Origin of the sequence: Kribbella antibiotica (assembly GCF_004349055.1) — a bacterium.
Taxonomy (GTDB): Bacteria; Actinomycetota; Actinomycetes; order Propionibacteriales; family Kribbellaceae; genus Kribbella; species Kribbella antibiotica.
Genome location: NZ_SMKX01000012.1, coordinates 1 through 22,462 on the forward strand (window position 1 = coordinate 1; position 22,462 = coordinate 22,462).

Annotated in this window: 18 protein-coding genes; 9 read left to right on the top strand and 9 right to left on the bottom strand. The window is 66.9% G+C overall.

The features are described from left to right. Positions 1-118 precede the first annotated feature (118 nt). The 4 genes from E1263_RS42585 to dxs all read right to left on the bottom strand — a co-directional run bounded on the left by E1263_RS42585 (position 119) and on the right by dxs (position 2,941). Positions 119-388: a hypothetical protein gene (locus E1263_RS42585; RefSeq protein WP_165956506.1), complete on the bottom strand. Its 270-nt coding sequence runs from the start codon at positions 386-388 to the stop codon at positions 119-121. A 65-nt stretch (positions 389-453) separates the two neighbouring features. Next, positions 454-648 (bottom strand): hypothetical protein, encoded by a 195-nt coding sequence (locus E1263_RS42590; RefSeq protein WP_165956507.1) that lies wholly within the window; start codon positions 646-648, stop codon positions 454-456. 184 nt (positions 649-832) lie between these two features. Continuing rightward, positions 833-982: a hypothetical protein gene (locus E1263_RS43530; protein ID WP_238161098.1), complete on the bottom strand. Its 150-nt coding sequence runs from the start codon at positions 980-982 to the stop codon at positions 833-835. Positions 983-1,048: 66 nt separating this feature from the next. After that, positions 1,049-2,941: a 1-deoxy-D-xylulose-5-phosphate synthase gene (dxs, locus tag E1263_RS06360; protein ID WP_132166229.1), complete on the bottom strand. Its 1,893-nt coding sequence runs from the start codon at positions 2,939-2,941 to the stop codon at positions 1,049-1,051. Positions 2,942-3,218: 277 nt separating this feature from the next. On the opposite strand from dxs, the gene E1263_RS06365 reads away from it, so the two are divergent. The 6 genes from E1263_RS06365 (at position 3,219) to E1263_RS06390 (ending at position 15,770) form a co-directional block, all read left to right on the top strand. Next, the gene (locus tag E1263_RS06365) at positions 3,219-4,205 is read left to right on the top strand and encodes a 4-hydroxy-3-methylbut-2-enyl diphosphate reductase (protein ID WP_132166230.1); all 987 of its coding nucleotides are present in this window, start codon (positions 3,219-3,221) and stop codon (positions 4,203-4,205) included. Between the two features lie 85 nt (positions 4,206-4,290). Then, positions 4,291-4,677: an aldehyde dehydrogenase family protein gene (locus tag E1263_RS06370; RefSeq protein WP_132166231.1), complete on the top strand. Its 387-nt coding sequence runs from the start codon at positions 4,291-4,293 to the stop codon at positions 4,675-4,677. 1 nt (position 4,678) lies between these two features. Further along, on the top strand, positions 4,679-6,382 hold the full coding sequence (locus tag E1263_RS06375; RefSeq protein ID WP_132166232.1) for a GMC oxidoreductase: 1,704 nt from the start codon (positions 4,679-4,681) through the stop codon (positions 6,380-6,382). A 14-nt stretch (positions 6,383-6,396) separates the two neighbouring features. After that, the gene (locus E1263_RS06380) at positions 6,397-7,416 is read left to right on the top strand and encodes a polyprenyl synthetase family protein (RefSeq protein WP_132166233.1); all 1,020 of its coding nucleotides are present in this window, start codon (positions 6,397-6,399) and stop codon (positions 7,414-7,416) included. Further along, positions 7,413-8,093: an HAD family hydrolase gene (locus E1263_RS06385; RefSeq protein ID WP_132166234.1), complete on the top strand. Its 681-nt coding sequence runs from the start codon at positions 7,413-7,415 to the stop codon at positions 8,091-8,093. The genes E1263_RS06380 and E1263_RS06385 overlap by 4 nt, the downstream gene beginning before the upstream one ends. A gap of 507 nt (positions 8,094-8,600) precedes the next feature. Beyond that, positions 8,601-15,770 (top strand): type I polyketide synthase, encoded by a 7,170-nt coding sequence (locus E1263_RS06390; protein ID WP_132166235.1) that lies wholly within the window; start codon positions 8,601-8,603, stop codon positions 15,768-15,770. An 80-nt stretch (positions 15,771-15,850) separates the two neighbouring features. Here E1263_RS06390 and E1263_RS06395 read toward each other — a convergent pair whose 3' ends face one another. The 3 genes from E1263_RS06395 to E1263_RS06405 form a co-directional block, all read right to left on the bottom strand. Next, a complete protein-coding gene (locus E1263_RS06395; protein ID WP_132166236.1) occupies positions 15,851-16,822 on the bottom strand; it encodes an oxygenase MpaB family protein in 972 nt (323 codons plus the stop codon). Positions 16,823-16,968: 146 nt separating this feature from the next. Next, positions 16,969-17,970: a zinc-binding alcohol dehydrogenase family protein gene (locus E1263_RS06400; protein ID WP_202868740.1), complete on the bottom strand. Its 1,002-nt coding sequence runs from the start codon at positions 17,968-17,970 to the stop codon at positions 16,969-16,971. Further along, positions 17,967-18,416 (bottom strand): MarR family winged helix-turn-helix transcriptional regulator, encoded by a 450-nt coding sequence (locus tag E1263_RS06405; RefSeq protein ID WP_132166237.1) that lies wholly within the window; start codon positions 18,414-18,416, stop codon positions 17,967-17,969. The genes E1263_RS06400 and E1263_RS06405 overlap by 4 nt, the downstream gene beginning before the upstream one ends. A gap of 270 nt (positions 18,417-18,686) precedes the next feature. On the opposite strand from E1263_RS06405, the gene E1263_RS06410 reads away from it, so the two are divergent. Continuing rightward, the gene (locus E1263_RS06410) at positions 18,687-19,394 is read left to right on the top strand and encodes a FadR/GntR family transcriptional regulator (RefSeq protein ID WP_132166238.1); all 708 of its coding nucleotides are present in this window, start codon (positions 18,687-18,689) and stop codon (positions 19,392-19,394) included. Between the two features lie 20 nt (positions 19,395-19,414). Here E1263_RS06410 and E1263_RS06415 read toward each other — a convergent pair whose 3' ends face one another. Further along, complete coding sequence (locus tag E1263_RS06415; protein ID WP_132166239.1) at positions 19,415-20,245, bottom strand: alpha/beta fold hydrolase; 831 nt, start codon at positions 20,243-20,245, stop codon at positions 19,415-19,417. A gap of 126 nt (positions 20,246-20,371) precedes the next feature. On the opposite strand from E1263_RS06415, the gene E1263_RS06420 reads away from it, so the two are divergent. Next, positions 20,372-20,719, top strand: a complete 348-nt coding sequence (locus E1263_RS06420) for a 2Fe-2S iron-sulfur cluster-binding protein (RefSeq protein WP_202868741.1) — start codon at positions 20,372-20,374, stop codon at positions 20,717-20,719. A gap of 14 nt (positions 20,720-20,733) precedes the next feature. Continuing rightward, positions 20,734-21,645, top strand: coding sequence for a catechol 2,3-dioxygenase (locus tag E1263_RS06425; RefSeq protein ID WP_132166240.1), 912 nt, complete (start codon positions 20,734-20,736; stop codon positions 21,643-21,645). A gap of 6 nt (positions 21,646-21,651) precedes the next feature. Here the strand turns inward: E1263_RS06425 and E1263_RS06430 are convergent, their stop codons facing one another. Continuing rightward, positions 21,652-22,395 (bottom strand): IclR family transcriptional regulator, encoded by a 744-nt coding sequence (locus E1263_RS06430; RefSeq protein ID WP_132166241.1) that lies wholly within the window; start codon positions 22,393-22,395, stop codon positions 21,652-21,654. Positions 22,396-22,462: the final 67 nt, after the last annotated feature.

Consider the following 22,462-nt stretch of genomic DNA (forward strand, 5'->3'; position numbering starts at 1 on the left):
CCGACACCCCGCCCGACCCCATTTGATGGGCTGGCCCCGGGGCCAGTAAGGGATCGGGGCCGGTGTCAACTGGCGGTCGCCGGTCCAACCCCCCGCACGTCCAGGCCCGGCCGGTGGCTCAATATCTCACCGTTGCTGGCCGCAGTCGTGCCAGAAGGACAGCCTCGTCGCCCAGGTTGTACTCCGCAGTCTCGACCGGATACTTTCCCGTAGCACCGGGATCGACCGCCGGCGGCGCGCCCAGCGGCGCCTTCAGCCGGTCCTCGTTGGTACTCACGCCACCAGTCGGGCGCTGACCTTCCTTGCCCTTGTCCCGGCTCTGATCGCCTGACCCCGACCAAACCAGCTGGACATCTTTCGCCTTGGACACCGAAGAATTCGGCGTCACCAGCCAGATGCTACGCCGGTCCGGCGACCGTTTCGCCATCCCGATCGGTACGCCGTCCACCGCGATCAGCGGCAGCGCGTCGGCAGCGGCGCGGCGAGCCTGAGCGTAACCCGGTAGCCATCGGCCACCGGCTCGACCACCCAATTCTTGCCTTGGGCAACCGACCTCTCGGGCGGCACAGCCTGCGCCGGACCTACCGTGGCCAGCAGCGCTCCACCGAGCAGCACGAACACCAATCCCGTTCTGCCGAATACCGGCACAGCGTTCCCCTCGTCAACAGATAGATCACCTGCATGACTCCGAGCTTCGCCAGTTGGTTGACTTGAGCGACGAACTGCTCATCTGAACATCCCCACCGTGCCGACCTGAAGACACAGGAAGCCCCACGCCGGTGGAGTTTGGCGCGCCCCTGCTCGACATCAGCCGTCGGCTCGGTGCCGTTGCTCAGCAGCCAGGCCTGCCGTCCTGCCATGATCCCCCTGGATCGCGAGGCAGGCCGTAGCGGGTCGCGCGGCGGACGCCGTCGTGATTCGAGAAGACCCCGGTCGACGACGAGCCGTTCTCGTCGGCCGGCGCCAGGTTCTCCTCGATCACCTTGCGGCACTCGCGTATCGCGCCCGCCGTGTAGCCGGTACGAACACCTCGACGACCGGGTGGCCGTCAGGCCCAGCCTGGCCTGCCGCTCGCGGTGTCTGACTCACTGGTGACCGCGTCCCCTTGCTTGGCGATCATCTCTATCACGTCCCGGGCCAGCCCCTGGCCGGTCAAGCCGATCTCCTGCAGGATCTTGTCGCGCTTGGCGTGCCCGAGGAACTCCTGCGGGATGCCGAAGTCGCGCACCGGCGTCGTGACACCCGCGTCGCGCAGCGTCTGCGAGATCGCCGCGCCGCACCCGCCGGCCCGGCCGTTGTCCTCGATCGTCACGACGAACTTGTGCCTGGCCGCCAGCTCGATCAGCTTCGGGTCGACCGGCTTGACCCAGCGCGGGTCGACCACGGTGACGCCGAAACCCTGCGCCTCGAGCCGCTTCGCGACGTCGACGGCGGTGGCGGCCATCGAGCCGATGCCGATGATGAGCACGTCGGTGCCGGTACGGACCAGGACGTCGCAGCCGCCGACGCGGTCGATCGCGTCGATATCGGCGAGCACCTCGCCCTTCGCGTACCGCAGTACGGTCGGGGCGTCGTCGACCTCGACCGCCTCGTTCAGCAGCTCACGCAGGCGGGTGCCGTCCCGCGGCGCCGCCAGCCGCAGGCCCGGTACAACCTGGAGGATCGACATGTCCCACATGCCGTTGTGGCTCGCGCCGTCGTCACCCGTGACGCCGGCCCGGTCGAGCACGAAGGTGACGCCGCACTTGTGCAGCGCGACGTCGAGCAGCAGCTGATCGAAGGCACGGTTGAGGAAGGTCGCGTAGAGGCCGACGACCGGGTGCAGACCACCCATCGCCAGGCCCGCGGCACTCGTCACCGCGTGCTGCTCGGCGATGCCGACGTCGAAGATCCGGTCGGGGAACTCCTTGGCGAACGGGGCCAGGCCGGTCGGGTGCAGCATCGCGGCGGTGATCGCGACGACATCGGGCCGGCGGTGGCCGATCTCGATGATCTCCTCGGCGAACACGTCGGTCCAGCCGCGCGGCTTGCTCTTCGGCCGGACCTGATGGAAGTTGTCTTCCTCGTCCTGCTCGGCGGCGGCGTACCCGAAGCCCTTCTGGGTGACCGCGTGCACGATCACCGGGCCGCCGAACGCCTTCGCCTTGGCGAGCGCGTCCTCCATCGCCTGCCGGTCGTGACCGTCCACCGGGCCGACGTACTTGAGGCCGAGGTCCTCGAACATGCCCTGCGGGGCGAGCATGTCCTTCAGGCCCTTCTTCACCCCGTGCAGCACCTCGTACATCGGGGGGCCGACGTACGGCACGCGGCCGAGGTTCTTCTTGATCAGGTCGAGGATCTTCTCGTACCGCGGATTGGTGCGCAGACTGGTCAGGTGCGTGGCCAGGCCGCCGACGGTCGGGCTGTACGAGCGGCCGTTGTCGTTGACGATGATGACGAGCTTGAGGTCATCGGCCGCGGCGATGTTGTTGAGCGCCTCCCAGGCCATCCCGCCGGTCAGGCCGCCGTCACCGATCAGCGCGACGACATGCCGGTCCTCGCCGCGCAGCCGGTACGCCTTGGCGAGGCCGTCGGCGTACGAGAGCGAGGTCGAGGCGTGGCTGTTCTCGACCACGTCGTGTTCGGACTCGGCCTGGCTCGGGTATCCCGAGAGGCCGCCTTCCTGACGGAGCGTGTCGAACGTCGCAGCACGGCCGGTGAGCAGTTTGTGGACGTAGGTCTGGTGCCCGGTGTCGTAGACCAACCGGTCCCGCGGCGAGGAGAACCCCCGGTGCATCGCCAGCGTGATCTCCACCATGCCCAAGTTCGGACCCAGGTGACCACCGGTCCGCGACACCGTCTCGACGAGCACGTCGCGGATCTCCGAGGCCAGCTCACGCAGCTGAAAATCGGTCAGGTGGCGAAGATCATTCGGTGTTTTGATCAAATCCAGGATGCCCACCTGAAATCCTCCCGATCACTGCCCGAGTCCGAGCATTTCAGGCTCCAACGCATTCACCGGATTGGCAATAGGGGAGCCCAGCTTCTTGCCGGTTGCAGCTGAAAAGCTTTCGCCGCGGGTATGCATGGTATCGATACCTGGTATCTGAAATCGGTTGGTTCCCGATCACAGTGGTCGCGATTATTGTCTCTGACAGCGAATTCGTGCCTACGCACACCGGGTAGGCAATGGGGCTATGTCCCAGGTGGGAAGCGCTACGTGAGGATGCGATCGCCGGATGATGGGCAAGGTGCTACTCGCGGCTCCCCGAGGCTTCTGCGCAGGGGTCGATCGAGCTGTGGACACTGTTAACGAGGTGCTCAAGCGGCACGGACCACCCGTCTATGTCCGTCGGCAGATAGTGCACAACGTCCATGTGGTCCGCGAACTCACTGGCTACGGGGCGGTGTTCGTCCAGGAGTTGGATGAGGTTCCAGAGGGCTCCGTGGTCGTCATTTCTGCCCATGGAGCATCACCAAGCGTGTATAAGCAAGCCGCGGAACGAGGTCTGCTCGTCATCGATGCGACGTGTCCGCTGGTGGCGAAAGTCCACCGGGAGGTCGTCCGCTTCGCGCAGGAGGGCTATGAGATCGCGTTGATCGGCCATAGCGGGCATGAGGAGGTGGAGGGCACCAGAGGCGAAGCGCCAGGGAGTATCCAGACCGTTGCTACCCCGCAGGAAGCTGCGAACTTGCAAGCGGAGGATCCAGACAAGCTGATCTGGCTATCCCAGACCACACTCGCCGTCGACGAGGTGGTCGCGGTCGCCGAGGCACTGCGTGAACGCTTTCCGCATCTAACGAACCCGCCGAGCGACGACATCTGCTATGCCAGTCAGAATCGCCAGGAGGCGGTACGCGCAATCGCGGCCCGATGCGACCTCCTCCTCGTCGTGGGCTCCACGAACTCATCGAACTCGATGCGCCTCGTCGAGGTCGCACTGCGCGCCGGAGCACACACTGCCTACCTCGTCGATGACGCGGACCAAGTCCGCGACGACTGGTTCGAAGGCGTCCAGGTCGTAGGGGTGACCGCAGGCGCCTCTGCGCCTGAGTCCGCCGTGTCCGGATTGCTGCGCGCGTTGGCCGATCGCGGATACCCAGAAGTCGAAGAAGTCTCCGTCACTCAGGAGACCCTCCGTTTCTCCCTCCCGCCCGAACTGCGCACGGGCAGAGACAGCCCGCCGACGCCAACGGGCGCGGCTTTCGAGGGGGAAGCGAGGTGACCGTACGCGCAACGTTTCGGCGTTGGCATAAGGCAAACTCGTCTGGCCCCAATCTCCGCCGAGCTGGATCGGAGAAGCGATTGTCATGACGGCCACCAGCGCGAGTCCGCCGGTTGCCAACCAGTTGGTGGTCGTGAACCCGGCAACCGGTGAACGGATCGGCGTGGCCTCGATCCTCGATGCTGCGGCGGTGGCCGACCTGGCAAGGCAGGGACGGGCGGCTCAGTCGGCCTGGAACGCGATGGGGTTCAACGGTCGCGCCTTGGTCTTACGCCGGATGCAAGGGTGGCTGAGTGACCACGCCGTCGTAATCGCACGGTCCTTTCCGAACAAGGACCTGCACTTCTACCCGACGGACGAACGGATCTCCCCCAAACTGCTGAAGGCCGTCCAGTTGCTGTACGGCACAACCGGCAAGTTCGCGGGCCTTCGCCCGCGGGCGTTGCGGACCGCGCGCGGTCAAGAGCGCTGACATGACCGACTTCGACTACGACGTCCTCGTGATCGGTTCCGGCTTCGGTGGCAGCGTCTCCGCACTGCGCCTGACGGAGAAGGGCTACCGGGTCGGGGTTCTCGAAGCCGGGCGGCGGTTCGCAGACGGCGACTTCGCGAAAACGTCCTGGCGGTTGCGGCGCTATCTGTTCGCACCCGGCCTCGGCTGCTACGGCATCCTGCGCATGACGCTGCTGAAGAACACCTTCGTGCTGTCCGGCGCCGGAGTCGGTGGCGGATCACTCGTCTACGCCAACACTCTCTACCGCCCGCTCGACGCGTTCTTCCTGGACAAGCAGTGGGCGCACATCACAGATTGGAAGGCCGAACTCGCCCCCTACTACGACCAGGCCGAACGGATGCTCGGCGTGGTCGAGGTTCCCGAGAACACCGTGGCCGACGACCTACTCCAGGAGGTCGCGAGTGACATGGGCCGTGGCGCCACCTTCAGACGGACACCGGTCGGCGTGTACTTCGGTGACCCCGGCCGGCCCGCGGGCACGCTAACGCCCGACCCGTACTTCGGTGGCGCCGGACCAGCCCGCAACACCTGCAGGAGCTGCGGTGAATGCATCGTCGGCTGCCGGCACAACGCGAAGAACACGACCGTCAAGAACTATCTGTACCTCGCCGAGCAAGCCGGCGCTATCGTTCAGCCCCTAACCACCGTCAACGCAGTGACCCCGCTGCCCAGCGGCGGCTACCGCATCGACACGGTCCGTACCGGCGGCAAGCTCCGCAGAATGAAACGTTCCTACACCGCAGAACAGGTGATTTTCTCGGCAGCGGCTCTGGGCACCCAGAAGCTGCTGCATAAGCTCAAAGACTCCGGCCGGCTCCCGAACATCTCGGCCACGCTGGGAAAGCTGACGCGGACGAACTCCGCAGTTGTGCTGTACCCGAGGTCCCTGCACATCGACGCGGACTACAGCCGTGGCGTCGCCATCACGTCGTCCTTCCATCCCGACGACGTAACCCACATCGAGCTGGGCCGCTTGGGCGGTAAGGGCAGCAACTTCCTCTCACTCACCACCACCGTCCTCGTCGACCCGGAAGAAGGCCGTCGACGACTCCTGTCCGGGCTGCGGGTCATGCTGGCCAACTGGCGCACCTTGGGGAAGATCCACAACCCGCGCGGCTGGTCCCAGCAGACACTGGGCTTGATCGCGATGCAGACGGATGACAACTCGCTCATCGCCTATACCAAGCGCGGTCTCCTCGGCAGGAAGCTGACCACCAGGCCGGGACCCGACGCGAAACCCCCGGTATGGATCCCGGTCGCCCACGAGGTGAGCCGTCGTATCGCCGACAAGATGGGCGGCATCCCGAAAGGTGCGGTGTTCGACCTGTTCAACATCCCCAGTACCGGCCACTTCCTCGGCGGCTGCCCGATCGGGGACTCACCCGCAACCGGCGTCGTGGACGCCTACCAACGCCTCTACGGTCACCCTGGCCTCCACGTCGCCGACGGCTCCACCATCTCGGCCAATCTCGGCGCCAACCCGTCCCTCAGCATCACGGCGCAAGCCGAACGAGCGATGTCGTTCTGGCCGAACAACGGCGATCCTGATCCCCGGCCGGCCCTAGAGCGTGGCTACGAACGGCTACAGCCCATCGCCCCGAACAACGCGGCCGTTCCCGATCACGCCGCTGGCGTTCTCAAGCTGCCGATCACCCCGATCTGACAAGCAATGGAGGCATGATGCAGCAAGCCACGACGAACAGTTCTGATCTCGCGGCATTCGCGTCGCAGCTGACGGCGGAGCTCGACGGCGAGTACAGCCGAATCCTTGCGCCGTACGGGCTGGCCAGCCACGCGAGCGCGCTGGCCGCGGGCCGGCAAATACGGTCTCGCCTGGCCGCTGTCACGGCAGGTCAACTCTCGGATCGCCTGATTCGGCGTTGTGTCGCGCTGGAACTGCTCCACACCTCGACCTTGATCCACGACGACATCATGGACAAGGGCACCGTACGTCGTGGTGTGCCCACGCTCTGGAAGTCGGTCGGGTTCGAACAAGCGCTCCTGATCGGAAATCTCGCCTCCACGAGGGCGCTGGCGATCGCCCACGCGGACTCCTTCGAGCTGGCGGACGCATTCATCAAGGCTTTCCGCCAGGTCAACGTGGCGCAGCTACGAGAGTCACACGAGCGTGGCCGGATCAAGGCCAGGGCAACCCAGGAGGCCATCAACGACGGCAAGACCTCCGCGATGCTCGAACTCGGACTCATCGTGGGATGCCTGTCCAGTGCGCCGCACCCGGTGGACGACCGAGACCTGCGCTGCGCCATCCGCGAATTCGGAGCAGGTTTCCAGCTGGCCGATGATGTCGAGGACATCGAAGCCTGGCTGGGGAAATCAGGGCAGGCGAGGTCGAAAACTGCGGACTTCGATGTCGAGCTCGGGAACTTCACCATGGCCCTCACCTTGCTCATCGAGTCGGCGGGCAAGGGCCACCAACCCGGCGACCCGCTGAGCCTGCAGACTCTGCAGGCGTTCGGCCGCCACGACTGGGAGTCGGGCTTGGTGGCCACAGTGGACATGGCGTCCGATCACTTCCGACTAGCCCAAGGTCACCTGGACAGGGCATTGGAGTCCAGCGGCGACGCCGAACTGGCGCGCCGTGTCGCCAACTGGACACAACAGATGATCGATTCCTGGCGCAAGAAGGGCTTGGACGCGACGCTGAGCGGCTTGCCCCAGCAAGAGGCGGCCCAGTGATCCGAGCGGTCGTTCTCGATATCGCCGAGTGCGTGGTCAACTGCGAGCGCGAATACCGTCAGTGGGCCAACTGGCTCGGCGTCCCTGCCCACACCTTCGCCGCCGCCGTCGGGGTGGCCCTCAGCCGCGGATTGGAAGAGCACGACGCGCTGGGCCTGCTCATACCGGGTACCGACCTGGCAGCGGCACGCGCCCGCCGCGCGGCCGAGGACGACCTGGAGCGGTTCACCGAACAAGACCTCTACCCCGATGTGCGACCCACCCTGGTCACATTGTGCGCCGCCGGCGTCTGGACGGGCATCGCCGGGAACCAGACAGCCAAATCGCTCGGCATCCTGCGTTCGCTGGACCTGCCCTGCGACCTGATCGCCACCTCCGAACAGTGGGGAGTGGCGAAACCTGATCCGGGGTTCTTCGAGCGTCTCGTCGAGTGCGCCCCGTTCCAGCCCGACGAAATCATCTACGTGGGGGACCGACTTGACAACGACATCCACCCGGCCGCCACTGTCGGCTTGCACACCGCGCTGATCCGTCGCGGCCCGTGGAACCTTGTCCAGCAAATCCTGGACGGCGACGAACCCACAATGCACATCGACAGCCTCAGCGAACTCCCCGACCTCATCGCCACCTTCAACGCCCGGAGCCGCCTCAACCTGGAAGACAGGCTCGGGTCGTGAGACCGGAGTCGCACGCCGAGCGCGTGCCCATGGGCAATGGCGGCCACAGGATGTGGCATGTCTGGGGGCGCCGACTCCAACGCCCGCACACCCGAACTCACCGAGCCGATGAAAGAGCGGGGCCAAGTATGCAAGGCATCGATGCCTAGGATATGAAATTGACTTGTTCCCGATCATGGTGATCGCAACTAGCGTCTGTCGTAGCGCAGCCCTCGTTTACGCATACCGCCCAGCGATGGCCTGTTTCGTTCGTATCTCGGGGCCAGCCCACCTATCAGGGAGGGCTGTGGGGGCAGGGGCCTGTCGGGTTACGGAACCCTGAGGAGTCCAGTTGATGGGCAAGGTGTTGCTCGGGGCTCGCCGGGGCTTCTGCCTGGGGTCGATCGAGCCAGGGACATCGTCGTCGAGGGGTTGGGCGGTAGGGGTTCCCATCTAAACCGTTCGTCGGCAGATCGTGCACAACGTCCATGTGCTTCGCGAGCTGTGTTAGTCCGGGAGTTGGTCGATGTGAGTAGATCGCAGGGGCAGGTCGTTCGGGAAGCGCTGGAGGGGCGAGATCGTGAGCTGCCTGCCGAGGCTGATATCGGGATGGGCGGCGGGGCGGCCGAGCCGGTCGCGATCGTGGGTATGGCATGCCATCTGCCCGGCGGAGTGCGGTCGCCGGAGGATCTGTGGGATCTGGTGCTCGCCGAACGCGATGTGATCGGGGGCCTGCCCACTGATCGTGGCTGGGATCTTGAAGGGCTCTATCACCCCGATCCGGATAATCCAGGCACGCTGTATCTGCGTGAGGGCGGGTTCCTCGAGGAGGCCGCGGGCTTCGACGCGGACTTCTTCGGGGTCAGCCCTCGCGAGGCGCGGGGGATGCATCCGCAGCAGCGACTGGTCCTCCAGACGGCTTGGGAGGCCATCGAGCGGGCGGGGGTGGATCCGGCATCCTTGAAGTCCTCGGCGACAGGTGTGTTCGTGGGGTCATTCGATCAGAACTACGGGCCGCGTTCGGGCGAGGGCACCGGCGCGGAGGCGAGCAGCCTGGCCGGCGGCATGCTCGCGGCGATCTCTGGTCGAGTCTCGTACTTTCTTGGCCTGCTGGGGCCGTCTATCTCGCTGGACACGGCGTGCTCGTCATCGTTGACCGCGCTGCACCTGGCCGCTTCGTCGCTGCGGGCCGGGGAGTGCTCGCTGGCTCTGGCCGGCGGTGTCACGGTGATCGCTGAACCGGGTTATCTCGTCGATTTCAGTCGTCAGCGCGGGTTGGCCCGGGACGGCCGCAGCAAGAGCTTCTCGGCGTCCGCCGACGGGTTCGGCCCGGGTGAGGGCGCGGGGATGCTGCTGCTGGCCAGGTTGTCAGATGCTCAACGGCTCGGTTACCCGGTTCTGGCGGTACTGCGAGGTTCGGCGGTCAACCAGGACGGTGCGAGCAGGGTGTTCGCGGCGCCTAACGGTGCCTCTCAGGAACTGGTGATCCGCCAGGGCCTCGCCTCCTGCGGACTCACCTCCCGTGACATCGATGTCGTGGAGGCGCACGGCACCGGCACGAAAGTCGGTGACCCGATCGAGGCCACGGCCCTGCTGGCGACCTACGGTCAGGACCGTCCCGCGCGGTCGCCGGTCCATGTGGGGTCGTTGAAGTCCAACATCGGTCACGCCCAGGCGGCCGCGGGGGTCGCGGGGGTCATCAAGATGGTGATGGCGATCCGCCACGGGGTGATGCCCAGGTCCCTGCACATCGGCGAGCCGTCTCCGCATGTCGACTGGTCCGCAGGGAACCTGGTGCTGCTCACCGAGGCGGCCGAGTGGCCACAAACGGACCGGCCGCGGCGTGCGGGCGTGCTGGCCTACGGGATCAGCGGTACCAACGCCCACGTGATCGTCGAACAGGCACCGCCTGCCGTGCACACGTCGGTGCCGTCGGAGGACAGCGGAGATCACGGCCTGGTGCCGTGGGTGCTGTCGGCCCGCACACCCCAGTCTTTGCGGGACCAGGCACACAGGCTGCTCGAGCATCTGCGTGTTCGTCCTGAGGCGGATCCGAGGGACATCGGATTCTCGCTGACCGCCCGTACCCGGTTCGCTCACCGTGGTGTCGTCCTGGGCAGTGACCGTGACGATCTGCTCGGCGGTCTGGCGTTTTTGGCCGAGTCGACACCCGCGCCCCAGGTGGTCCACGCGAAGGCGATCCCCGAGGCCAAAACAGTGTTCGTCTTTCCTGGCCAGGGGTCGCAGTGGGCGGACATGGCGCTGGATCTGCTGAATGAATCGCCTGCGTTCGCCCGGCGCATGCAGGAGTGCGCCGACGCGCTGGCCCCACATGTCGACTGGTCGTTGTCGGAGGTCCTGCGCGGCGGCGCTGGGGCTCCCGGGCTGGACCGGGTGGACGTCGTCCAGCCGGTGTTGTTCGCGATGCTGGTGTCTCTAGCGGACCTGTGGCAGGACCACGGGGTGCGACCGGACGCGGTGATCGGCCACAGCCAGGGAGAGATCGCCGCCGCATGCGTGGCGGGAGCCCTGTCGTTGGAGGATGCCGCGATGGTTGTGGCGCTGAGGAGCAAGGCGATCCTGGCGCTGTCGGGGCGCGGCGGCATGATCTCGCTGGCCCTGTCCGCAGAGGAGGCGTCCCAACGGATCGCTCCGTGGGGCGGCAGGCTCTCCCTCGCCGTGATCAACGGACCCGGGAGCGTGGTGGTGTCGGGAGACGACGACGCCTTGGAGGAACTGCTGGCAGGCTGTGCGACCGAGGGCGTGTGGTCGCGCCGCGTGGCAGTGGACTACGCCTCGCACTCCTCGCATGTGCAGGACATTCGCGAGCGGCTCCTCGCCGATCTGTCGGCGATCGAACCACGACGGCCCGCCATCCCGTTCTACTCCACGGTGACAGGCGACCGTGTCCTCACTGCGGACCTGGACGCCGACTACTGGTATCGGAACCTGCGGGAGACCGTCCGGTTCGAGCAGGCCCTGCGTACCGTACTCGAGGACGGGCACGGAGTGCTGCTGGAGGTCAGCCCGCACCCGGTGCTCGGCACCGGAATGCTGGAGACGGTCGAGGCCACCGGCCGGAGCGCGGCCGTCCTGACGACGTTGCGCCGGGCTGAAGGCGGCTTGGACGGATTCCGTCGCGCGCTGGCCCACGCCCACGCCCACGGTGTCACGGTCGACTGGGGTACGGCGTTGCGCGGCGGCCGCCCGGTGGACTTGCCGACCTACGCTTTCCAGCACGAACGGTTCTGGCTCGAGGCGACCGGGCAGACGGCCGACGTGGCGTCGGCCGGTCTGGAGCGTGACGATCACCCGCTGCTCGGCGCGCAGATCCACCTCGCGGAATCCGACGGTCTCCTGCTGACAGGGCGGCTGTCGCTCCGTACACACCCCTGGCTGGCCGACCACGCCGTGCTGGGCACCGTTCTGGTCCCGGGCACAGCGCTCCTCGAACTGGCGCTGCAGGCAGCCGACCGGCTCGGCAGCGATCAGATCGACGAACTCGTCCTTGAAACTCCCCTGGTGCTCCAGGAACGCGACGAGGTCATGATCCAGGTCGTCGTGGGCGAGCCAGGCGAGGACGGACGCCGCGCATTGACCATCCACTCCCGCGCCAAGGGCACCGGCACCGTGACAGCATGGACCCGGCATGCTTCCGGGACCGTGTCCACCGTCGCCACCCTCACCCCGAGGGATGCAGATTTCGAAACGTGGCCGCCGCCAGGAGCCGTCGCCGTCGATATCGGTGACTTCTATCCACGGCTCGCCGAGCGGGGTTATGAGTACGGGCCGTCCTTCCAGAACCTGACGGCGGTGTGGCAGCGCGGTCGGGAGACATTCGCCGAGGTCGGCCTGAGCGCGGACCTGCAGGCTCAAGCGGACGGTTACGCCGTCCATCCGGCGCTCCTGGACGCCGCCCTGCACGGAATGCTCGCCGCTGATCTGGCAGGGGCCCGCGGTACGGCTCCGTCGACCCAGATCAAGCTGCCATTCCTCTGGCGAGGTGTGCGAGTGCAGGCCGTCGGTGCAGCAGCGTTGCGCGTTCGGCTGGAATCCTCCAGCCCCGATACCGTGACGTTGACCGTTGCGGACTCGACTGGAGCCACGGTGGCCACGGCCGAGGAATTGCTGCTTCGCCCGATCTCCGCCGACGGGCTCCGCCGATCCGCTCCGGCAGGCGGCAAGGATTCGCTCTTCCGACTCAGCTGGACGCCCATGATGCCGATCCCGGCAGCGGCACCCGGCCAGCGGTGGGCCCTCGTCGGCGCCGATGAGGCTCTCATCCGGGCCCTGATCGCGGCCGGTGTCACCGTGGACGCCTCTCCGGACTTCGCCGGACTGCCTAGCCCGCAGGGCCACGATGTCGTGGCCGTGTGTCTGTCGGCCGAACCGGCCTCCGCCCTCTGCGCCGGGGAGGTTCGCGCCGCGACCCACCGGGCTCTGACGCTGACGCAATCTTGGCTCGCCGACCCGCGATTCACCCAGTCCCGGCTGCTGATCGTGACCCGTGGCGCTGTGGCGATCTCCGACGGCGACGACATCTTGGACCCCGCCCACTCAGCGGTGTGGGGATTGATCAGATCGGCCCAGACAGAAAGCCCCGACCGGTTCGTGCTCGTGGACATCGACGACGCGGACGGATCCGCTGCCGCATTGCCGACGGCCATCGCCTCAGGGCAGCCACAGCTCGCCCTGCGCGCAGGCACCGCCTACCTGCCCAGGCTCCTGCCCGTCGCCTCGACCCGATCCTTGGCTGTGCCCCCCACAGCGTCATGGCGACTGGACACCGGTGAGACCGGGACACTGGACAACCTCGCCCTGGTGGAGTCGCCCGAGGCCGGCCTCCCGCCGGGGCCCGGACAGGTTCGCGTCACCATGCGGGCCGCGGGGATGAACTTCCGTGACGTGGTCAAGGCTCTGGGCCTCGTCCCCGTCGCGTTCGACTTCTGGGGAAGCATCGGGCTGGAGGGCGCGGGCGTGGTGGCCGAGGTCGGCGAGGGAGTCACGAGGTTCGCCCCAGGCGATCGCGTGACCGGCTTGTTCACCGGCAGCACCACCTTCGGCTCGGCTGCGACGACCGACCATCGGATGCTGGTCGGCATGCCCGGCGGCTGGGCGTTCCCGGAAGCAGCCTCCTTTCCTGCCGCGTTCGTCACCGCCTACTACGCCCTGGCGGAACTCGCCGACGTCAAGACAGGTGACCGGGTCCTGGTTCACGCTGCCACCGGCGGCGTCGGGAACGCTGCCGTGCAGATCGCCCGGCATCTGGGCGCCGAGGTGTTCGGCACCGCCAGCCCCGGTAAGTGGGAGGCCCTGCGCGAGCTCGGCCTCGACGACGCCCACATCGCCTCCTCCCGCGACCTCGACTTCGAGGAAGCCTTCCGCGCCACAACGCAGGGCGAAGGCCTGGACGTGGTACTGGACTGCCTGGCCGGCGACTTCGTCGATGCGTCGCTGCGCTTGCTCCGGCCGGGCGGGCGCTTCCTGGAAATGGGCAAGACCGACATCCGGGACCCCGAGAAGGTCGCAGCCGATCACATCTGTGTCCGCTACCAGGCGTTCGACACCGGAGAAGCCGGCCCGGACCACATCGCGACCATGCTCGCAGCACTGGTGGGCCTATTGGAGTCGGGCACGCTGCGACCGCTACCGGTCAACACCTGGGACATCCGCCGCGCACCCGAGGCTTTCCGCCACTTCAGCCAGGCCCGGCACATCGGCAAGAACGTCCTCACCATTCCACGGCCGTTCGATCCGGACGGAACGATCCTCATCACAGGTGGTATCGGAACTCTCGGCTCGGCCCTGGCCCGCCACCTCGTCACCGCCCGCGGCGCACGCCACCTGCTGCTCACCAGCCGGCGCGGAGCACACGCACCCGGCGCGGCCGACCTCCAGCGGGAACTCTCCGCACTCGGCGCCACCGTCACCATCGCGGCCTGCGACACAGCCGACCGCCATGCCCTGCAGGAGTTGCTGACCGCAATTCCCGGCAGCCACCCACTGACCTCCGTGATCCACACCGCCGGGGTGCTGGACGACGGAGTCATCGCCTCCCTGACCCCGGACCGGGTCGACGCGGTGATGCGGCCCAAGGTCGACGCGGCTATCAACCTTCACGAACTCACCCGTGACGTGGACCTCGCCGAGTTCGTGCTGTATTCCTCGATGTCGGGCCAGCTCGGCGGGCCGGGTCAGGCCAACTACGCGGCCGCCAACGTCTTCATGGATGCGCTGGCTCAGCACCGCAGAGGACACGGCCTTCCAGCCCAGTCGCTGGCCTGGGGCTTCTGGGCGCAGGCCAGTGGGATGACCGGCCACCTCGGCGGCACCGACGTGTCGCGGCTCAGCCGCGACGGACTCCGGCCGCTGCCCACCGCCGACGGTCTGGCGCTGTTCGACGCGGCCCGGACGATCGATGAGCCGATCATCGCAGCCACTCACCTGGACATGACGGTACTCGCCGAGCGAGCCAAGGCCGGCGATGTGCCAACGCTGCTCCAGGCACTGATCCGCCAACCGTCACGGCGCGCCAGGAACGTCTCCGCCGGCGGAACCTCGATCTCGTTGACGCAGCAGTTGGCCTCGCTGCCAGCTGCCGGCCGGCATCACCTGCTCCTGGACCTCGTCCGGGTAAATGCCGCCTGGGTCCTAGGACACACCAGCTCGGACGCGGTCGATCCCGACCGCCCCTTCCGCGAATCCGGATTCGACTCGTTGGCCTCGGTGGAGCTCCGCAACAGAATCAACGTGGCCACCGGCCTACGACTGCCCACCACAGCGATCTTCGACCATCCCACCCCGACAGCTCTGGCGAACGAGCTGGACACCAGGCTCAGCACCACCACGGAGCCACCCACGCCCACACCCAGGACCGGCACGCTCACCGAGGCCTTCCGCGAGGCATGTGAATCCGACGATGACGGCAAGGCATTCGACCTGGCCCGCGGCGCGGCGCAAACACGCCTGGCATCCGACGCACCACCGCAAGTGCAGGAAAGACCCGCGATCATCACCCTGACCCGCGGGCGAACCGGTCCCCGCGTGGTTTGTGTTCCGTCCCTGGTCGCTCCAGCAGACCCGGCTCAGTTTCAGGAATTCGCCAAGCAACTCCTCGCCTGCCCAGATCTCTCCGGCGTCAAGCTACCGGGCTACCACGCTGGCGAGCAGTTGCTGCCGACCCGAGAGGCACTGGTTGCCGCAGTCGCTGAAGCCATCTCGAAGCACGCCGACGGACGCCCGCTCGTCCTCCTCGGATACTCCTCGGGTGCCGTCATCGCCCACGAGGTTGCACGCCGCCTCGAGCTCGTCAGCGAACCTCCTAGGGCAGTCGTCCTCCTGGACCCCGTCGAGGCCACGCGATCATCCCTCGGCAAGGGGGTCTTCTCCGCGCTCATGGCTCGCCACTGGGCCGACCAGAGCGCGCAGTCTCCGATCACCGACATCAGCCTCAGCGCCATGGGGCACTACCTCGGACTCAGCCTCGGCTGGGCATCCGAACCCATCTCGACACCAACGCTCTGCCTCCAAGCCGAGTCAGCCTCCACCGTGCGGGTCCATTGGCCGTTTCCCCACACGACTCGCCTGGTGCCGGGCGACCACCTCTCCATGATCGGAGACCACGCCAACACCACCGCCGAAGCCGCCGGCGACTGGATCACCACACAGCTCGAAACAAGTCGGCCGGCGAACCTCTGACCCGCAGAAGATCAGCTCCTTCAGCTCGGCGGACCTCGCCAATCGGGGTGTCGGTAAGAGAAGCTGGGACTGCCCCGAATTCATTCCGGCTGCGGTGTTCGTCGTCGGAGTGAGTTGAGGAAGTGGGTTTTGGGTGCTTCTCTCAGGGTTAGTGGCAGGTGTGGGTAGATGGCTGAGGTGAGGCGGAGGCCGTGGTGGAGCAGCCGGTCCTGCCGTGGCGTCCACGAGTAGCCCAGACGCTGTCTGATTGCGTCGGGCAACAACCCGATGGTGATGAACCGGTATGGCGGCACAGTGGGACGCAGGATCAGCGGAAGGTCGGCAGGAGAGAGGAGTGCGCGGGCTAGCTCGCGTGAGGTGTCACCGATGGGCAGCGTCGAAATCATTTCCTGCCAGTAGTCGGAGAACTCGGCGCGTGAAGCCGGCCATGCGTGCTCGGGGCAACCGATGGCTGTGGCGAGAACGCTGTATTGCTGGTAGCAAGCGTCGGCGTCCGCATCCGACAACTGGCCGAAGACCGGCTCGTACAAGACCATTGCGGTGTCGTACAGCGTGGCGGCGACCCAGACCTGCAGTTCGGGGTCGTTGGCAGAATAGCCACGGCCCGAGACTCTGCGGTGCATCGCGACGACCGCATCGCTCACCTTTCGGGCTTCTTCGCGGGTGCCGAAGAGGACTCCGTAGAGATAGGTCACCGTGGCGTGAAGGCGGTTGAGTGGCCGACCAGCGAAGTTGCTGAAGTCGGCTGTGCCCTGGGCGATCTGGGGATGTGAGATCTGCAGCACGGTAGCTCGTCCACCACCCGCGATCAGCAGTCCCTCACGCGCGACCCGGCGGATGACCGCCGAGTCCTCAACCAGTCGCTCGCTCTGATGGTGACTTGTTCGGCCTCGCTGCGCCGCTGGAACGGCGACCGCAGGCTTGAGGAGTGATAGGGAACGGGGACAACGCACGACTGACTCCGTGGGTACCGGGATGCGACCCCGCCTCGGGCCGCGGCCCTGGCGCCTGGTGCCGGGCTCGGGATCGACGATCCCTACCGGCTGGGGCATCGGTGGCGCGCTCACTGCGCCTAGGCGAGTAAAGCGACCACCGATGGGCTGAGTCAAGCAACAGTGGCGAATGTCGGCAGGATCGGTCAGAGGTTGCCAGCGAGGTGCGGATCGCGGTTACGCTGATGCAGGCGTCATCCCGTCGTTCATGGTTGTGTGACGGGCTTCGTGGTGACGACGATTTTGCCGAACGCGTGGCCGGATTCCATGGCGCGATGGGCGTCAGCTATCTCGTCGAGGGTGTACACCCCACCGATGGGTACAGTCGCGTTCCCTACGGCGACTGCGTCGAGGAACTCTTGGAGTACTTGAGGTGGCAGGTCGCTGGCGTCGCCTCCGTAGGCCGACAGCCGGACACCGTGCGGCAGGTATCCGATGGGGTAAAAGTCGGGGATTATCCATTCGTTCGAGAGCATCCCGGCAAAGCAAGCCACGCCCTGGGATCGTACTGAGGCCAGCGTGTCGGCGAGCGTGGGTGCGCCGACCAGCTCCAGCGCTACGTCGACTCCACCGGGAACGATCTTGCGTACCTGCTCGGCGACGGCTCCGGTGTCGAGCACAACGTGGTCCACGCCCAGTGTGGTGAGCTTGTCGGTACGGTCGAGGCGCCGGGTGGTCGACACGACGGACAGCCCACGTCGCTTTGCCAGGACAGCGGTCGCCAATCCGATTGACGACGTACCGCCCCGAATGAGAATCGTCTGACCGGGTTGAGCGTCCAGCCCCACTGTCAAGCAGCCGTATGCGGTCTGCAGCATTTCGGGGATGGCGCCGAGCACATGCCAGGGGAGGTCGCTCGTGAACGCGATGACCTGGCTGGCAGGAACGCAGGTGTACTCGGCATAGCCGCCGTCGAAGGTTCGACCCATCCCGCCCATCATGGCGACGACTTTCTGGCCGACGGGGAACTCGCCACCGGGACATTCGGCGACGGTTCCGGTGGCCTCGATGCCCGGCACTCGTGGGAAGGTCACTCCATCGGCGAGTCCAAGGCGGGTGTGCAGCTCCGACCGGTTCAGTCCGAAGGCCTCGACCCGGACCAGCACTTGACCGGGTTTGGGTACAGGCCGCGGCAGCTCGCGCACTTGGAGGGCCTCCGCCGGCCCGGGACCGTCCAGGACGACTGCTCGCATCGTCGGCGGCATCATCGGTTCACCAACGACTGGGTGTTGCGCAGGTGAGTGCGTAGGCGATCCAGCAACAAGGACAGCGTTTCCAGCTCTGCAGATGTGAGCGGTTTTGTCACAAGACTCTCGAGAGCCTCGCTGACTGTGCGGCGGGCGACTCGTAGTCCTTCCCTGGCGAGGTCTGTCGGTTCGAGGACGGACGAGCGGCGGTCGTGCGGGTTCGTACTGCGCTCGACATAACCGGCCTCGACGAGGCGGTCGACCAGCTTGCTGGCGCCGCCGGCGGTGAGGCCGAGGCCCTCGGCGATGTCATGCACGCGGACGAGGCTTGCGCCGGCTATCAGCCGGATCGGCTCGTACATCGCCATTGGAAGACCATGCGTTGTGCGAAGTCGAGCGTCCAGCTCGTTCCAGAGCTCCGTCTCGAGCCGGACCAGGTTGTTGAGGACTGCGTGTGGATCGGTCATGGTGGATCAAACAAGGTTCCCGCGAAGTATATTCCAGAGACGCTAAAACACTGTCTCTCGCTGATTCCCGCTGCGGCCCGCTAGAGGCTGCAGCCGGCGCACGCTGCTCTGCCTCTATCCACTCCCAGCGCGGGCCTCCGCGAGAGCTCGGACAGTGACCGAGGCAGCCAAGCTGGAGTTGTTCAGTTCTGACACGGCGTGCCGAGGTGGCCGTAGCTTCCCTGGAGGGCGCACGGACTTCCAGGTGCGGCGCTGTGGGAGACTGCGGGCATGTCGTCCATCCCGGAACGGATCGCGGCCGATCTCGAACAGGAGATCCTGGAGCGCCGGCTCGAGTCGGGCGCGCGGTTCGCGTTGCGGACCGAGCTGATCGACCGGTTCGGGGTCAGCGCCAACGCGATGAACGAGGCGCTGCGGATCCTGCGGGAGCGCGATGTCGTCCAAGTCAAACCTGGCGCGCAGGGTGGGGTCTTCATCTCTCAGCCTCCGCCGCAGGTGCGGCTCGGCGTTATCGACCTGTGGTTCCGTGGGCTGTCCGTGGACGCCGTCGACCTGTTCGAGGCGCGCTCGATGCTGGAGGACGGGTTCGCGCAGACGGCCGCGGAACGAGCCACGCCGCAGGACGCGCGCGACCTGGCCTGGGCGCTGGAAGAGCTACGCGACGCCCGGGGGGTCGCCCGCGACTACCTCGAGGCGAACATGCGGTTCCACAGCGCGATCGCGCGGGTCGCCCGGGTGCCGGTGCTCGCCGGTATGTACGAGTCGATCGTCACCTTGCTGCGCGGCACGCTGGTTCGGGCGGAGTTCGCGGGCGACCAGGCCGAGCAGGTGATCGAGCAGAACGTCGAGGTGCACGCCCGGCTCGCGAAGGCGATCACCGCCCGGGACCACGCGGCGCTCGCGGAGGTCCTGATCGACCACCGGGCCGACCTGGTCCGGATCTCCGAGCCGTCGCGCTCGCCCGGCCGTAGCGCCTGAGGCTGCTCGTGGAAGTGCACTCAATGCGCTTCGAGCAAGAAACCCTCCACCAGAGACACGAAGCGCGGACCGTGCTCGATCTGCACCCAGTGCCCGCACTGCCCGAACACGTGCAGCTGCGAGCGCTCGATCAGCTCCAGTAGCCGCACTGAACCGGCCAGCGGAATGACCTGGTCGTCCAGGCCGTGCAGGATCAGGGTCTCGTGCGGCAGGCCGGCGATCACGCTGTCGTCCAGCGCCAGCGCGTCGACCCCGCTCTGCCGCGGCGCCGGGAACATCGAGGCATAAGCCTCCTGTACGCCGGGCCGGGTGGCCGCGTCCAGCCGGAGCTGCGCGAGTCCGTCGTCCACCTTCGAGTGGTCGTAGGTGAAGACCCGCAGGAGCTCCCGCATCGCGGGCAGTGAAGGCTCGAAGCCCCACACGGCCTCCAGGCCAGGAGTGATCTCGAAGGGGACACCGACGCTGCCCATCAAGACGAGCCGGTCGACGCGCTCGGGGGCCTTGGCTGCCAGCCGCAGGGCCAGCGCGCCGCCGAAGCTGTTGCCGACAATCGAGACCTTCGGCAACTCCAGCGCGTCCAGGAAGCCGAGCAGGTGATCCAGCCACAGCTCAGGTCCGTACGGCGTCTGCGGTGGCCGCGCGGTGTAGCCGAATCCGCGGATGTCCGGCGCGATCACCCGGTGGTGCCGCGACAGGGCGGGAAGCACCGTGCGCCAGTTCGCCCACGCAGACACCCCCGGGCCGGAACCGTGGATCAGCAGGACGGGCGGACCTTCGCCGTGGTCGTGGTAGTTGGTCGCGAGGCCGTCGACGTCGAGGGTCCGGCCGATCTCCGGGTTGCTCTGGTTCATCCGCCGATACTTGCATAAGAATAGGGAACATTCTAGAAGTTGAGCCTTGAACTAGCGAGCATGAAGTGCCTACACTCCTTGCAATAGCGGGGATCGCTCAGAGTCAGCCCGCAGAGAATCTTGTTCGTGAAAGCAGGAATGATGCCCCACATCACCGTGCTGCCGCAGGGGCTTCAGGTGGTGGCGCAACCCGGTGAATCCGTTGTGGACGCACTTCGCCGACAGGGCTGGCGCAGTCGGTACAAATGCCGCCGAGGCGGCTGTGGCGTCTGCAAGGCGCAGTTGGTCAACGGCAGGGTGCGCTACCTGCAACCAGTTGCCGAATCTGTGCTCGGTACTACCGAACTGGCCGCCGGCCGCTGCCTGCCCTGCCGGGCGGTGCCGGTCACGGATGTCGTGGTCGACCTCGGCGCCGAACCGTTGCGTGCGGTGCTGACCAGCAATCCGGTCTCCCGCACCACCACCCACGAGTAGGAAGGACGGTGACCATGTCGGTCATCAGGTTGGGATACGTGCACGTCCGGGTCACGGACCTGGCGCAGGCACGGCAGCACTATCAGGACACGCTCGGCATGGACGCCGTGCACGAGGAGGACGGCAAGGTCTACCTCAAGTCATGGGACGAGGACGACCATCACTCGGTCGTCCTGGAGGAAGGCGGCGTCGGCCTGGTCAAGTTCGGCTACAAGGTCGCCGGCGAGGGTGCGTTGGACGCGATCGAGAACCGGGTGCGCGCGTTCGGTGCCGGCAGCGAGCGGATGTCCAAGGGAGACAACGCCGGGGTGGGCGACGGACTGCGAATCACGCTGCCGTCCGACCACGTGCTGGAGCTGTACTCGGAGATCGACTACCTCGGTACCAAGGTCGGCAAACTGAACCCCGACCCGTGGCCGCGGGACCTGCGCGGCATCGGCGTACCGCGGATCAACCACGCGCTGATCACGACCGAGGACCCGGCGCTGCTGGAGCGATTCTTCACCGACGTACTGGCGTTCCGCCCGGCCGAGCGGCTGGTCGCCGGTGACGAAGAGTCGGATCTGGTCGGCTCCTGGATGTTCTGCGGCGACCAGCCGCACGACGTCGCGTTCGTCAAGGGCCCGAACGGTAAGCTGCACCACTTCGCCTACGAGATCGACGACTGGAGTGCGCTGCTGCGGGCCGGCGATGTGATGTCGATGGACGACGTGCCGATCGACCTCGGTCCGGCTCGGCATGGCATCACCCGGGGTGGCACGATCTACTTCTTCGACCCGTCCGGTAACCGCAACGAGGTCTTCTCCGGCGGCTACCGCACCGGCGCCGACTTCCGGCCGATCACCTGGACGATGGACCAGGCCGCCCGCGGGATCAACTACACCCACCGCGAGATCGACCAAGCGTTCCTCGATGTGGTCACCTGAGGATGGCTACTGGCGCGACTTCAGCGCTTCACTGATGCCGGCAGCGGCAGCCCGTACTGACGCAGCGTGGGTCTGGGGATGGAACCTGGTGACCGGACCCGCGACGCTGACCGCTGCGACCACACGGCTGCCGTGAGACCTGATCGGGCCGGCCACGCAGACCAGACCCACCTGTGATTCCTCGAACTCGTAGGCGACCCCGGTCTCGACCACCTGCACCAACTGCCTTGTCAGCGCGCCCGGGGTGACGAGGGTACGGGCTGCCCGGCGCTCCAGCTTGCCGGACAGGATCTCGTTTTGTACCTCTGGCGGGGCGTGTGCGAGGAGGACCTTGCCGATCGCCGTGGCGTGCAACGGCAGCCGCCCACCGAGGCGGGACGGTGAGGCGGCCTGCTGGTGGCCGGCGAGCTTGGCGACGTACACGACCTCGTGGCCGTCGCGGATCCCGAGATGGACGGTTTCATGGGTGCGCTCGTAGAGATCCTCGAGGAACGGGGTCGCGACCTCGATGAGCTTGCGCTCGACCGACGCGCGCATGCCCAGCTCGAACAGGTGACCCCCGAGCCGATAGCCACCCGGGTCGCGATCGATCAACCGCGCGTCAGCCAGGTCGCCGAGCAGCCGGTGCAGGGTCGCCTTCGGCAGGTCGGTCCGCTGCTGCAGCTCCGCGAAGCCCACCTGCTCGTCATCCGCGCCGAACGCGTGCAGGACGAGCATCACCTTGCCGAGCAGGGTGTTCGGAGCGGTCATGGGCCGATGATCGCATGATAGTTCCACTGAGCGGAACTATTGGCTGCGACGCTGGGCGGGTTCCGCG